At 36.0% G+C, this 12,530-nt stretch carries 12 protein-coding genes; 9 read left to right on the top strand and 3 right to left on the bottom strand.

The genetic code is table 11. The features are described 5' to 3' along the window. Window positions 1–20 precede the first annotated feature (20 nt). From DLJ74_RS11640 to DLJ74_RS11605, 8 genes are all read left to right on the top strand, one after another. Entirely contained in the window at window positions 21–641 is a 621-nt protein-coding gene (locus DLJ74_RS11640; protein ID WP_054859609.1) for an alpha/beta hydrolase, read from the top strand. Between the two features lie 217 nt (window positions 642–858). Next, the gene (locus DLJ74_RS11635) at window positions 859–1,254 is read left to right on the top strand and encodes a GntR family transcriptional regulator (RefSeq protein WP_109984557.1); all 396 of its coding nucleotides are present in this window, start codon (window positions 859–861) and stop codon (window positions 1,252–1,254) included. Beyond that, entirely contained in the window at window positions 1,229–2,128 is a 900-nt protein-coding gene (locus DLJ74_RS11630; protein ID WP_109984556.1) for an ABC transporter ATP-binding protein, read from the top strand. Before DLJ74_RS11635 ends, DLJ74_RS11630 begins: the two co-directional genes overlap by 26 nt. Next, on the top strand, window positions 2,103–3,797 hold the full coding sequence (locus DLJ74_RS11625) for a DUF6449 domain-containing protein (RefSeq protein WP_109984555.1): 1,695 nt from the start codon (window positions 2,103–2,105) through the stop codon (window positions 3,795–3,797). Before DLJ74_RS11630 ends, DLJ74_RS11625 begins: the two co-directional genes overlap by 26 nt. A gap of 52 nt (window positions 3,798–3,849) precedes the next feature. Then, the gene (locus tag DLJ74_RS11620) at window positions 3,850–4,377 is read left to right on the top strand and encodes an RNA polymerase sigma factor (protein ID WP_054859605.1); all 528 of its coding nucleotides are present in this window, start codon (window positions 3,850–3,852) and stop codon (window positions 4,375–4,377) included. 78 nt (window positions 4,378–4,455) lie between these two features. Beyond that, entirely contained in the window at window positions 4,456–4,713 is a 258-nt protein-coding gene (locus tag DLJ74_RS11615; RefSeq protein ID WP_054787471.1) for a hypothetical protein, read from the top strand. 349 nt (window positions 4,714–5,062) lie between these two features. Beyond that, window positions 5,063–6,103, top strand: coding sequence for a lactonase family protein (locus DLJ74_RS11610; protein WP_054859604.1), 1,041 nt, complete (start codon window positions 5,063–5,065; stop codon window positions 6,101–6,103). A 128-nt stretch (window positions 6,104–6,231) separates the two neighbouring features. Further along, complete coding sequence (locus DLJ74_RS11605; protein WP_109984554.1) at window positions 6,232–7,107, top strand: YitT family protein; 876 nt, start codon at window positions 6,232–6,234, stop codon at window positions 7,105–7,107. A 192-nt stretch (window positions 7,108–7,299) separates the two neighbouring features. Here DLJ74_RS11605 and DLJ74_RS20460 read toward each other — a convergent pair whose 3' ends face one another. The 3 genes from DLJ74_RS20460 to htpG all read right to left on the bottom strand — a co-directional run bounded on the left by DLJ74_RS20460 (window position 7,300) and on the right by htpG (window position 11,556). Further along, window positions 7,300–7,452 (bottom strand): DnaJ-like cysteine-rich domain-containing protein, encoded by a 153-nt coding sequence (locus tag DLJ74_RS20460; protein ID WP_181397538.1) that lies wholly within the window; start codon window positions 7,450–7,452, stop codon window positions 7,300–7,302. Window positions 7,453–7,484: 32 nt separating this feature from the next. Then, window positions 7,485–9,422 (bottom strand): aconitate hydratase, encoded by a 1,938-nt coding sequence (locus tag DLJ74_RS11600; RefSeq protein ID WP_109984553.1) that lies wholly within the window; start codon window positions 9,420–9,422, stop codon window positions 7,485–7,487. A gap of 253 nt (window positions 9,423–9,675) precedes the next feature. Further along, a complete protein-coding gene (gene htpG / locus DLJ74_RS11595; RefSeq protein ID WP_109984552.1) occupies window positions 9,676–11,556 on the bottom strand; it encodes a molecular chaperone HtpG in 1,881 nt (626 codons plus the stop codon). 221 nt (window positions 11,557–11,777) lie between these two features. Between htpG and DLJ74_RS11590 the strand changes: the two genes are divergently transcribed. Further along, window positions 11,778–12,503 (top strand): GntR family transcriptional regulator, encoded by a 726-nt coding sequence (locus DLJ74_RS11590; RefSeq protein ID WP_109984551.1) that lies wholly within the window; start codon window positions 11,778–11,780, stop codon window positions 12,501–12,503. Window positions 12,504–12,530 lie beyond the last annotated feature (27 nt).

The raw sequence follows: 12,530 nt of genomic DNA, 5'->3' as shown, positions 1-12,530 counted from the left end.
TAAGAAGAAAGGAAGATTGTATGAAGCATATATTTAAAGAAGGTAAGCACTTATCTGGTCCAACTTTTTTACTGCTGCATGGAACTGGTGGTACAGAAAATGATTTATTACCTTTAGCGGAGATAATAGATCCTGATACTAATGTGCTAAGTGTGAGAGGAAATGTTTTAGAAAATGGCATGCCGCGATTTTTTAAAAGGCTTGCGGAAGGCATTTTTGATGAAGAGGATCTTATATTAAGAACGGATGAGCTGTACCAATTCCTTAGTGAAGCTGCAGATAACTATGGTTTTGATCGAAAGCAAGTGATCGCCATTGGTTATTCTAATGGAGCGAATATTGCAGCTAGTTTACTATTCCATTATCAAGATGGGCTAGCTGAAGCAATTCTTCATCACCCTATGGTGCCTAGGAGAGGAATCGGCCTCCCGGACTTGACTAATACTAAGGTGTTTATCACAGCTGGACGCAATGATCCGTTATGTACAGAACAAGAGTCGTTGGATTTAGAAAAAATACTTAGCCAAAATGGAGCGTCTGTACAAATACATTGGGAAAATAATGGTCATCAATTATCCCGAACAGAGGTAGAAGCTGCAAAGACATGGTATGAAAAAAATCGAGATATAGCTGAAGGATAAAGATAATACTGAATATGACTATAAAAAATGATGTACAATCGCCAAAGCTAACGGTAGCTAACGAACGATTCTAATAATTATTAGATCGTTCGTTTTTTAATTTTTTTTGTAAAAATGCTTGAAAAGAATTTTTTTTCGATTATAATATAACTGTACTAAATATATTAATACAGTTAATACAATTCATACACACCATACAGTGAAAGGTAGGGGTGAAATGCTGGAACTTGATCTAAGAAGTAGAAAGCCAATCTATGAGCAGTTAATAGACAAATTTAAACAATTAATCATCCATGATGTACTTAAGCAAGATGAAAAGCTACCTTCAGTTCGTATGCTGGCTCAGCAATTATCTATTAATCCGAACACTATTCAAAAAGCGTATCGAGAACTTGAAGCACAAGGATATATCTATTCTGTGAAGGGGAAAGGAAGTTTTGTAAATTCTATGGTGCCAGAAGCAAATCATGCCGAAATAAAAAAAGTAAAAGAACAATTAAAAAAACAAATAGCGGAAGCATTATATATTGGATTAACCGTTGAAGATTTAAAAGAGATATTGAATGAAATCATTGGGGGTGCGCATCATGATCCAAATACAAAACGTGAATAAGCGATATCGTAAGGAAATGGTATTAAATGATGTATCCCTAATGATAAACAAAGGTTCTATTTACGGATTACTCGGATCGAATGGTGCAGGAAAAACAACTTTGTTAAAAACAATTGCTGGAATTTTCAAACAAAATAGTGGAGCAATCGAGATAGAACGGAAAGCAATTTTTGAAAATATTTCATTGAAAGAACGACTAATCTTTATTCCTGATACGTTATTTTTTTATTCACATTATACCGTAGAGCAAATGGCAAGCTTTTATGAAAATATCTATCCAAAATGGAATAAAGAACGTTTTAACCAAATGCAAAAGCTCTTAGATTTAAATCCTAACAAGAAGATCCATCGTTTTTCAAAAGGGATGCAACGTCAAGTAGCTTTTTGGTTAGCGCTTTGTGCCATGCCAGATTACCTCATTTTAGATGAGCCATTCGATGGTTTAGATCCTGTAATTCGCAAAAAAATAAAATCATGGATGATCCAGGATGTAGCAGAAAGACAAATGACGGTTATGGTTTCCTCTCACAACTTAAAGGAAGTAGAGGATATATGTGACGCTGTTGGAATTTTACATCGCGGTAAATTACTTCTCGAAAAAGATTTAGATGACTTAAAGTCAGATATTCATAAAGTGCAATTAGCATTTAAACAAGATGTGTCAGAAGAATTATTCCAAGATCTACAGCTATTACATCATGAAAAGCGAGGAAGTGTTCATATTTGTATCGTAAGAGGCGAATATGAGGGGATAGAGGCAAAGGTATCCACATACGATCCTGTTGTTTTTGATATTTTGCCACTAACTTTGGAGGAGATTTTCATCTACGAAATGGAGGGTGCGGGGTATGCAATCGAGAACATTCTACTTTAAAAAAGAACTATTAAAACAAAGCTTTCGTTCTACTGGATGGATCGGCATTGCATACTTTGTTGTTCTTGTTTTCTTATTTCCTTTACAGATTTTAATGAATGTGACAAGTGAAGAACTGCAGCATGACCCTTTATATTATGAAGGAGTAGAAAATATCTTTGAAACAAATGGTGTCTTGCATGCTTTATTAATGATTACCGTACCAGTACTAGCAGCATTGTTTGCTTTTCGTTATTTACAAGTTAGAGGCTTTGCTGACTTTGTCCACAGTCTACCTATAAAAAGGAGCAGTTTATTTCATCAGCATTTTATGATGGGGTATTTAAATCTTCTTATCCCATTACTTCTAAATGGATTATTGATGTACATGATGGAAAGAACGATGAATGTAGATGAATTTTTTAGTACTCATGATATTGGTTCATGGTTAATCTATTCGATTGTAATGGTCAGTATCATCTATTCCTTTACGGTTTTGGTAGGAATGATAACAGGTATTTCCGCTGTGCAGCTTGTCTTAAGCTATATCTTTCTCATCTTTCCAGCAGGCATTTTGACACTTCTGTACAGAAATCTGGGAATGTTACTTAAAGGGTTCAGCCCGGGTATTAATTGGCAGGATCAAGCATACCGGTTTTCACCGATTTCACGGAGTATCGAAATGTCTAATTTTGAAGTAAAGGATGTAGAGCTATGGATTTTCTCAATTCTCGCTATCGTATGTTATGTTCTTGCATTAGTCCTATATCGAGTACGTTCGATTGAAGCAGCATCTCAAGCATTAGCGTTTCCATTTCTGAAGCCGATATTCAAATTTGGTGTGACATTTTGTTTTATGCTATTAGGTGGTGCCTACTTTGAATCTGTACCAGGAAACTACATCGGCTGGATCACTTTTGGTTATATATTTGGTGCATTTTTAGGTTACCTGTTAGCTGAAATGCTGATTCAAAAAACCTGGAGAATTTGGGGGAAGTGGAAGGGGTTATTGATTTATATTAGTATCTCCATGATCGTACTTGCTTCCATTGTATTTGATTGGTTTGGCTATGTCGATCGTGTACCACAAGCACATTCCATTGAAGGAATAGAGGTTATTGATGAAATGATGTTTCATCACAATGCTTTAGATCTGGAGATAGATGACCCGAGCATAATGACAGCTAAAGCCGATATAGAGGCAATTCTTGACTTACATGAAGCACTGATAGCCTCAGATCTAGTAAAAGAAAACACCCAATACCATAAAGATTATATTTCCAAATTGTACTTCACTTATTACTTGGAAAATGGTAATAAGATGAAACGACAATATTGTGTTCCAGATACAGCGGAGTTTAAAGAATTGCTAGCTCCGATTTATGAAGAAGAAGTTTTTAAGAAAATGAACCGACCATGGTTATTTTTGGATAAAGCCGATTATAGTCAAATAACGATACATGTTAGGGATAGGGAACCACAAAACATCTTTGATCCGAGAATGATAGAACAAATCGTTGAACAGATTAGAAAAGATTATTTGGCTTTAAATTATGAAGAAGTACAGCAAATAAGCAATGCTACAGTTATGATCGATTTGATTTTGGATGAGCAGGGGAACTTTTTCTATATGGAAGTACCATCATCATATGAGAACACTTTAGAATTTATCTCAGAGAATTTTAATTAAGACTCCATAACAGAACAATGAATGAAATGGAAAGGATGTGAACAACAGGATCATGTTACAGACCAAAAGTTTTGATCAAATGGTTGAGAAATATCAAGAAATGATGTTTTTTACTGCTGTAAAAATATTACACGATCGACAATTAGCAGAGGATGCAGTCCAAGAGGCATGGATTAAAGTGTTTCGTTTCCAAATAAAGCTTGAAAAAATTGATCAATTAGGTGCATGGTTACGCACAATAATATCTCGTACAGCTATCGATTTGTTAAGAAAAGAAAAACGATCCAGATCTGTTCTCTTAGATGAAGAGACGACTTTAGAAAACACTACATTATGTGCAACGGAGCATATTGAAAAGTCTCTCGATATCCAATGTACTATGGAAGAAATATCGGAATGCTTATGTAAAGCGAGTAAAAAGATACAAGCAGTTTTTCATATGAAATTTATTAAAGGATTTCAGGATGCCGAAATAGCAGAAGTGTTAGGAATCACTCAATCTGCTGTAAAAACAAGGTTATTTCGTGCAAGACAATTAATAAAAAAGCAAGGGATATATGAAATGCAGCCAGGGGCCTAAACAAAGCTTCTGGTTTTTTCTTTTCGAGAAAAGGTATATAATAATTAAGGAATACGGATACAATAAAGGATGACTACGATGAGTTTTGCAATTTATGTTGTGCTTCCATGGATATTTTTATGCTTATTTGTGATTGGGGTAGTGATAAGCCTCTGGAAGCGAATGCCTTATTGGTGGGGGTTTCTGAGCTGTGCTGCAGGAGTTATTATCTACCTTATAGGAAATGAAATGGTTGGTGGATATAACGGAATGAGTCTTAGCTTAATCGGTGCATTACCATTCACCATAGGGTTATTTATTTTGTTTTTCTTGTTTATTGGTGATAAATTCAAATAATCCATTTTTTGCTCAGGATAAGTGATGGAGAAGTGGAAAAACTAACTGTGTACCCAATTGAAATAGGAGGGATACACATGAGAAAAAGATTTGCTGTTTTGCCAATGTTAGCGTCTGTCGGTATTGGAGCATATGCTTATTATCAAATGCGTAGAGGGAAAAATCAGACCAATATGGGCCAATTTTAATGGATGAGGTTGGATGGCGTCTAATCAGATGATGATTAGCTATCTCTGCAATAACCCGGACTTTCAAAGTTCGGGTTATATCCATTTAGCCTCATATTAGATCATTGGAAGCGATTCTGCTATAATGTTAACCATACATATTAAAGAAATGAGGTATTTTTATGGGGAATAATCGTTCTATAGGATACATCGGAGCTTATACAAAAAAAGAGAGCAAAGGTGTCTATCGTTTTGAATTAAATTATGAAGCAAAAAAAATTGAGAATGTCGAACTGGCGGCTGAGTTAGATAATCCAACCTATGTCACGGTTAGTGAAGATAACCAAAATTTATATGCTGTCGCTAAAGAAGGAGATAGTGGTGGCGTTACTGCTTTTCGAATTAATGAAGAAGATGGAAGACTAGAAAAATTAAACAGTCAAGCAACTCCTGGATCTGCTCCTTGTCACGTTAGTGTTAATCGCGACAAAAGCTTAATCGTATCCGCTAATTATCATACAACGCAAGTAGAAGCATTTTTAACAAATGATGACGGATCATTACAACCATCAAAAGCCCAGGAACACGAAGGTAGTGGTCCCCATGAGCGTCAGGAGAAACCGCACCTTCATTATGCTGGATTTACACCAGATGAGCAGTTTGTCATTGTAGTAGATCTAGGAACAGATACGATTACGACTTATCGTCCTGTAAATGGAGAATTAAAGGAAGTGAATGTTCTAAAAACAAAGGCTGGAAGTGGTCCGCGACATATTGCCTTTCATCCAAATGGCAAGTTTGCCTATGTCATGACAGAATTAAGTAATGAGGTTATCGCTTTACGTTACGAAGAAGGTAAATTCGAAGAGGTACAATATCTTTCTGCGATCCCAGAAGATTTTACGGAAAACAGTCAAGGAAGTGCTATTCATCTATCCTCTGATGGACAATTTGTTTACGTTGGCAATCGTGGACATAATTCCATTGCTAGTTATAAGGTTAATGAAGATAATACACTTACCTTTATCGAATGGACAAGCACAGAAGGAGATTGGCCGAGAGACTTTGTACTAGATCCAACGGAGAAATTCGTCGTTGCTTCTAATCAAGAATCAGGTACATTAACATTGTTTGAACGAGATCAAGAAACTGGACAACTCTCTTTACTTCAAAAAGATGTAAAAGCACCTGAAGCAGTTTGTGTCAAATTCTTAAATGACTAATGAGGGAAGTAGTTCGATTAGGGTGACCAATCATTCATACCTGATCGAACTATTTTTTTGTTATATGGTATTTAAGGGATCTAGCAGAACAATCATGGAACGATAAAAAAGAGTAGAGGATGTTGAGGATGAAAAACAAGACAAAATCGAAAAAAACACGAATTATTATAAAGATGATAAGAGGATTTTTGATTATAGTGGGAGCATTTATCACTGCCTATGGATTAGAAGCTGTATTAATTCCTAACAGTGTATCAGATGGTGGGGTAACGGGCCTCAGTATTGTTGGATCACAGTTAATTGGCTTACCCCTTGGTATATTAATTGCAATATTAAATATTCCCTTCGTTTTTCTCGGGTATAAGCAGATAGGAAGGAGCTTCGCCATATATTCTGTCATTGGAATTGCTTCCCTTGCCATTAGTACAAGTGTGATGCACCACATACCTCCCATTATTGAAGGTGATACACTATTAGTTACTGTAATTGGTGGTATTATTATTGGATTTGGTATGGGGCTTGCCTTACGTAATGGTGGTGCCTTAGACGGAATTGATATGCTAGCAGTACTGCTTTCAAGAAAATCTCCTTTTGGAACAAGTGATCTTATCCTGTTTTTAAATTTATTCGTTTTTGTTGTTGTATCATTTGTGTTTGGTCTTACTGGAGCCTTTTTATCAGGTATAGCTTATTTTATAGCCTCTAAAGTGATACATATAGTAGAGGAGGGGCTTAGTGGCTCTAAAACCTTTAAAATTATTACGAGCAAGCCAGAATTAATGGTAGAAACTATTCGTGATCGCTTAGGGCGTAGCGCTACATTTAATTTAGTTCAAGGCGGTTATTCCAATGAAGAATTTAAAGAGATTACTTGTGTTATTAACCGATTAGAGGAAAGTAAAATAAAAGAGATTATTCAGGAAATTGATGAAAGTGCTTTTGTAATCGTATATGATGTGGCGGAAGTAAAGGGTGGAAACTTTAGGAAAATAAATATTCATTAATAGCGAATGTGGATGGAACAAATAAATAGTAAAGAAGGAATAATCCGAACCTTTCTGTCAAAATAGCTCGTTTTTCGTGGCAGGGCTCTAGCTCATGCCGTTCCCATAGGTAGCTACGTATTTTGCCTACGATTAATCAGAAGATTGTTCGGATTTATTCTCCTTATTTAGCTATGTCGCTGACTTATGCGATTAATCAATGATGCGATTATTTGGATCGGTTTCTCTCATTTCTTTTTCTTCATAACGGGATACAAAACCATCACCATTACAAATGGTACAAGTATAGTGCCATTCCTCATCATCCATTAGTAGCCCGGAACCTTCACACGCTTTACATCTCATTTCTTGTGACCCCAACTATATTCATTCCCTTCTTATACTTTTTTGTATTTAATCCAATTAATCACTCCACCTTGAAGTATAAGCTCAATATGTCTTTTCGTTAAATCATGCTCTACTTCAATCATCTCATCAGTGTCTTTTATCCTTACATTTATTTTTTCTAGTTTTTTCAAGGAATCATGCACATTTTGAAATTGTAAGATCGAGCCTTTTTCGATTTTTTTATAATCCTCTTTATTAGCGAATCTTAGTGGCAGAATCCCGAAATTAATCAAATTCTGTAAATGTATTCGTGCAAAGTCTTTTACTAACACCACTTTTAGCCCTAGATATCTTGGGGCTAGTGCGGCATGCTCACGACTGGAGCCTTGCCCATAGTTAATTCCAGCAATAATTGCATGACCATGATCATCTCTAGCCTTCATAGCTCTTTCGTAATAAGTGTCATCAACAATTTCAAAAGCAAAGGTACTAATCCTTTGAATATTACTTCGATATGGAAGAACACGTGATCCTCCAGCCAAAATTTCGTCTGTGGAAATATTATCTCCCATTTTTAATAATATAGGAACCTCGAAATTGTTTTCGATCGGTGCAAAGTCAGGAATCGATGTAATGTTTGGGCCTTTCTCCAGCGAGATTTTATCATACGAATTTGGTGGTGCTTCAAGCATTCCAGCATCAGGAAACTCTGTCGGCTCCTTTATAAGCGGGTAGTCCATTTCTAAAGTTCTCGGGTCCGTAATCACACCATGTAAAGCGGAGGCTGCTGCTGTTTCTGGACTGCATAAAAATACACTATCTTCTCTCGTACCAGATCGACCTGGAAAGTTACGCGGAGTGGTTCGTAAGCTATTACGATCCGTTGCAGGCGCTTGTCCCATTCCAATACAGCCATTACAACCTGCTTGATGCATTCTTGCTCCAGCTCCAATTAACTGGGCAATATAGCCATCTTTCACTAGTTGCTCTAACAATTGTCTGGATGTCGGATTAATATCAAGTGAAACCCCTGGAGTGATTTGCTTGTCCTTCACAATTTCAGCTGCAATTGCAAAATCTCGGTATCCAGGATTGGCAGAGGATCCTATATAAGATTGGTAAATGGGTTCTCCAGCTATTTCAGATACAGGTACCACCTTATCGGGACTAGAAGGTTTTGCAATTAATGGTACCAGTGTCGATAAGTCGATTTCATCTTCTTCATCATAAGTAGCTCCATAGTCAGCTTTTAATTCGATCCAATCTTCTTCACGTCCTTGTTGGGTTAAAAAATCTTTGATAATGTGATCAGATGGAAATACAGTAGAAGTGGCACCTAATTCTGCGCCCATATTAGCAATGACATGTCGATCCATTGCAGAAAGACTTTCTAAACCAGGTCCGTAATATTCTAAGATTTTACCAACACCACCTTTGACACTATGACGACGTAACATTTCTAGAATAACATCCTTAGCACTAACCCAATCTGGTAACTTGCCAATGAGCTTGATTCCCATAACTTTAGGCATTTTTACATGGTAAGCCTCACCTGCCATTGCCATGGCCACATCAATCCCGCCCGCACCAATAGCTAGCATTCCCATACAACCATTCGCACAGGTATGGCTGTCAGAACCAAGTAATGTTTTACCTGGCTTTGCTAAACGTTGCATATGAACTGGGTGACTAACACCATTTCCAGGTCGACTGTAATAAACACCGAACTTTTGAGCGGCACTTCTTAGGAAAAGGTGATCATCTGCATTACGGTAGTCCTCTTGGATTAGATTATGATCCACATATTGAGCAGAAGCTTCAGTTTTTACTTGATCAAGTCCCATAGCTTCAAGCTCCAGCATGACCATTGTTCCAGTAGCATCCTGTGTTAACGTCTGGTCTATTTTTAATCCAATTTCCTTACCGACTTCCATGTCACCTGATACGAGATGTGATGCTATTAATTTATGTGCAACATTCTTCGCCAATTTTCTCCCTCCTTAAATAGGTTGATAACAGTACATTTTATTTTTACTATTTCACTTTTGGGAAATATTAAACATGGAAAATAATAAAATTAAGTGAATATGTGGAAAGGTGAGGTTGTTCGAAATAGTAATTTTCATGAGGCTAGCTACAAATACAAGAAAAAATAAATAATGTTGGTACATGTAGCAAGCTTTAGAGATTTTTTACAATAAAAAAGGCCACCCTTCGAGTAGGGAGGCCTTTTTCAACCAATTAAACCATTACTTTGCACATATCGTTAGTTAGAGCAACAGGGTCCTCAACTGGAAGACCTTCTATAAGCAATGCTTGGTTATATAAGATATTAGTATAGAGCTTGACTTTTTCTTTGTCTTTTTGTTGTGCATGGATTAAAGCCTGAAAAATGTCGTGCTTGTTATTAATCTCTAAAACCTTATTCGCTTCAACGTTTTGACTATCTGGCATTTGCTTCAATACTTTTTCCATTTCAATTGAAACATCACCCTCAGCTGATAAGCAAACAGGATGAGATTTTAAACGGGTGGAGAGTCGAACATCCTTTACTTTATCACCAAGTATTTCTTTCATCTCTGTAAGTAAGTCTTTATGCTCTTCTTTTTGTTTTTCTGCTTCTTTTTTTGATTCCTCGTCTTCTAAATTCAAATCACCACTAGATACAGATTTGAACTCTTTTTCTTCGTACGACATCAACATTTTAATCGCAAATTCGTCTACCTCATCTGTGAAATATAAAATCTCATAGCCTTTATCTTTGACCATTTCAGTTTGAGGGAGTTTTTCGATACGTTCATGTGATTCTCCAGTCGCATAATAAATGTGCTCTTGATCCTCTGGCATACGCTCGACATATTCTTTCAAGCTAACTAATTTGTTCTCACTAGAGGAATAGAATAGTAACAAATCTTTAAGCTTGTCCTTGTTCGCGCCAAAATCACTGTATACACCAAACTTTATTTGACGACCAAATGCATCGTAAAACTTTTCATACTTTTCACGGTCATTTTTTAACAAGCTTTGTAAGTGATTTTTAATTTTCTTTTCAATATTTTTGGCAATTAGCTTTACTTGACGATCCTGTTGTAAAATTTCACGAGAAATGTTTAATGATAAATCTTCAGAATCGACGATCCCTTTGACAAAACTAAAATAATCTGGCAATAAATCAGCACATTTATCCATAATTAATACGCTATTAGAGTATAACTCTAAACCTTTTTCAAATTCTTTAGAATAGTAGTCAAAAGGTAACTGCTCAGGGATATATAAAATCGATTGAAATCTTACCATGCCGTCTACACTTATATGGAGATGGCTTAATGGTTGGTCAAATCCGAAGTGCTTTTCTTGATAAAATGCTTCGTAATCTGCATCTGTTAACTCTTGTTTATTTTTTCGCCAGATCGGGACCATGCTGTTAACCGTTTGTTCTTCTGTCACATCTACTAATTCTTCTTCATTATCTTCTTTTGGACGTTTTTCAGTAATATCCATCTTAATCGGATAACGAATAAAATCTGAATATTTTTTTATAATAGATTGAAGACGATGCTCTTCTAAAAATTCATCGTAATTTTCCTCATCTGCGTTTTCTTTTAATTGAATAATAATTTCTGTTCCAACATCCTCTTTGTTATGTGGTTCAATTGTGTAACCATCTTCCCCGTCAGACTCCCATTTGTAGCCTTCTTCGCCATGTAAAGGACGAGTATAAACCGTTACTTTGTCTGCTACCATAAAGGAGGAGTAGAAACCGACACCGAATTGACCGATAATTTCTTGACCATCCTTCATCTCTACTTCATTTTTGAAGGCTAAGGAACCACTTTTGGCAATCGTACCTAAGTTTTCTTCTAATTCCTCTTTTGTCATACCTATTCCAGTATCCTTAACGGTTAGTGTACGCTTATCTTTATTAGGCTCGATACGAATATAGTAATCATCCTTATTAAAGGAGATACTGTCATCCGTTAATGCTTTATAATAAATTTTATCAATAGCATCACTAGCATTCGAAATTAGTTCACGTAAGAAGATTTCTTTCTGTGAATAAATGGAATGGACCATCATTTCTAAAAGTCGTTTAGACTCAGCTTGAAATTGTTTTTTCTCCATTGTTCATTTCCTCCCTTAAACGATTTATATGTAACTTAGCACTCCATACGTCAGAGTGCTAACACATAATAATTATCACAAAAGTATTGGTGTGTCAAGCATAAGAACGATTTGACTTCAAGCTACTGATCGCTTATTTTAGAAAGTATCAGAATTTTTTATCATTTATGCTATGATATAAATATGACAAACGTCCGTACAAACAAACAGGGGGGATTCGTATGGCCTTTGATTACCAAACGCCTCGATACATATATGTGATAGAGCAAATCAAAACGAAAATAAATGAAGGGGAATTAGAAGCTGGAGAACGATTACCGTCTGAAATGGAATTGGCCAAGCAGTTAAATGTTTCCCGTAACACATTAAGGGAAGCACTTAGGATTTTAGAAGAAGAAAATGTCATTATACGAAGACACGGTATTGGTACGTTTATAAACAAAAAGCCTGTTTTTTCAGGCGGGATAGAAGAGCTATTTAGTATTACAGATTTCATTAAAAGAGAAGGGAAAGAACCTGGGACAGAATTATTATTCCATGGAGCAAAACAAGCGCTTAGTGAGGATAAAATGGAATTACAGCTGAGTACAGATGAGAATGTATATCTGGTCAAACGAGTTAGAACAGCAGATAGTGAGCCACTTGTTTACTGTATTGATAAAATTCCCTTGTCCTTAGTCGGGGAAGATTTTCATTTTAATCAACAATCGATGCTTCAGTCACTACAAGAAGAAAAAGGGATAACGATCAGCTATGCAAAAGCAGAAATAAAAACAATTGGTTATCATGACGAGATTTCTAAAATATTGAATAGTGATAAAAATCAACCATTATTGATTTTGAAGCAGATCCATTACGATCTTCATGACAAACCTATATTGTATTCGATTAATTTTTTCCGATCTGATCAGGTCAGTTTTAGTGTATTTCGAAAGCGTTTATTTTAATGCCATTCCATTGGGGATGGTTTTTTT

This window comes from Gracilibacillus dipsosauri, from assembly GCF_003176895.1.
Taxonomy (GTDB): domain Bacteria; phylum Bacillota; class Bacilli; order Bacillales; family Amphibacillaceae; genus Gracilibacillus; species Gracilibacillus dipsosauri.
Note: the sequence above shows the minus strand (reverse complement) of the source record. Positions and strands in the feature narration are given on the sequence as shown.

Excerpts from the sequence above, each read along its gene's own strand:
- DLJ74_RS11640 (WP_054859609.1), top strand. The coding sequence starts at position 21 with ATGAAGCATATATTTAAAGAAGGTAAGCACTTATCTGGTCCAACTTTT.
- DLJ74_RS11635 (WP_109984557.1), top strand. The coding sequence starts at position 859 with ATGCTGGAACTTGATCTAAGAAGTAGAAAGCCAATCTATGAGCAGTTA.
- DLJ74_RS11630 (WP_109984556.1), top strand. The coding sequence starts at position 1,229 with ATGATCCAAATACAAAACGTGAATAAGCGATATCGTAAGGAAATGGTA.
- DLJ74_RS11625 (WP_109984555.1), top strand. The coding sequence starts at position 2,103 with ATGCAATCGAGAACATTCTACTTTAAAAAAGAACTATTAAAACAAAGC.
- DLJ74_RS11620 (WP_054859605.1), top strand. The coding sequence starts at position 3,850 with ATGTTACAGACCAAAAGTTTTGATCAAATGGTTGAGAAATATCAAGAA.
- DLJ74_RS11615 (WP_054787471.1), top strand. The coding sequence starts at position 4,456 with ATGAGTTTTGCAATTTATGTTGTGCTTCCATGGATATTTTTATGCTTA.
- DLJ74_RS11610 (WP_054859604.1), top strand. The coding sequence starts at position 5,063 with ATGGGGAATAATCGTTCTATAGGATACATCGGAGCTTATACAAAAAAA.
- DLJ74_RS11605 (WP_109984554.1), top strand. The coding sequence starts at position 6,232 with ATGAAAAACAAGACAAAATCGAAAAAAACACGAATTATTATAAAGATG.
- DLJ74_RS20460 (WP_181397538.1), bottom strand. The coding sequence starts at position 7,452 with ATGAGATGTAAAGCGTGTGAAGGTTCCGGGCTACTAATGGATGATGAG.
- htpG (WP_109984552.1), bottom strand. The coding sequence starts at position 11,556 with ATGGAGAAAAAACAATTTCAAGCTGAGTCTAAACGACTTTTAGAAATG.
- DLJ74_RS11590 (WP_109984551.1), top strand. The coding sequence starts at position 11,778 with ATGGCCTTTGATTACCAAACGCCTCGATACATATATGTGATAGAGCAA.